Annotated in this window: 1 protein-coding gene; it reads right to left on the bottom strand. The window is 68.9% G+C overall.

All coding sequences use genetic code 11. The features are described 5' to 3' along the window. Positions 1–67: 67 nt before the first annotated feature. The coding region (locus tag ABTU92_RS30200; RefSeq protein WP_408095218.1) for a CoA transferase subunit A at positions 68–1,074 on the bottom strand (1,007 nt) is incomplete at its 5' end.

Genomic DNA, 1,074 nt, shown 5'->3' with positions numbered 1-1,074 from the left:
TCGCCGTCGCGGATCTCGCGGCCGGTCGCGATCGCCATCATCTCCTGGCGCGTGTAGGGCAGGGCGCTCATGCGGCCTCCCGCACGGTCTCGAGGTCGGCGACCGCGTCGCGCGGAAGGATCCAGCGGCGAAAGGGGTCGAGCAGGAACCCGGTGGACGTCGCCTCGAGCCGCTCGATCGTCGCCTCGCCGATCAGGCCGAGATAGTCGTCGAGGTCGCGCCATCCGGTGACGTATTGTTCGATGTACTCGGCCGTGCCTCCCTCGGTGGCGAGCAGCCGATTCATCAGCCGCATGTGCGGCTCGTCGATGTCGTAGACGCCGGGCGAGCCCTGCGGCCAGGCCGCGAACGGCCAGTGCACCACCGCCTCGACGATGATGTCGGGGATCCGCACCAGATTGGGGAACTGGCGGATGCAGGCCGGATCGACGATCGCGTCGGCGATCAGCACGACGCGCCTGGCGGCGCGCGACAGCTCGAAGCGGCTCCACTCGGTGCCCAGCATGATCGCGTTGCCGGAGGGGTCCGCGAGCGTGACATGGATCGCCGCGAGGTCGGGCTGCAGCACGCTGAAGGCGCCGATCTCGCGGCCCGTGAACGGATCCGTCACGGTCGGGATCTTGCGGCGGCTCGGAAACTCGTCGGGGGCGAAGGCGCTGCGGTCCTGGATGTCGGATCCGATGTTGACGGTCGCCGGCACGAACGGCCAGTTCAGCGCGCCACCGAGCAGACGCAGCGGCATCGCGAGGTTCGAATAGTCGTCGAGCGCCGTCTTGCCGCTCTCGACGGCGCGGCGCAGGCCGTTGGCGAAGCCGAACACCTCGAGGCCGGAGAAGCCGCATTCGACCTTGTCGATCGCGCCGGCGCCGGCCAGCAGGTTGAGCTGCTGGGTGTTGCAATGGAAGACCGCGTGCAGATTCTTCCGGCCCTGTCGCAACAGCTCGCGGCCGAACACGATGGCGTCGGAGCCGACCGGCAAGGCCGCCCCGCTGGCATATTGCATGCCGTCGGACGTGTATCGGCGAACGGCCTCGGCGAGGGAGATCAGTTTCGTCGCAGCCATGGGGGTGACGG

Source organism: Rhodoplanes sp. SY1, from assembly GCF_046000175.1.
Classification (GTDB): Bacteria; Pseudomonadota; Alphaproteobacteria; order Rhizobiales; family Xanthobacteraceae; genus Rhodoplanes.
This window is presented reverse-complemented; position numbering and strand designations above follow the sequence as displayed.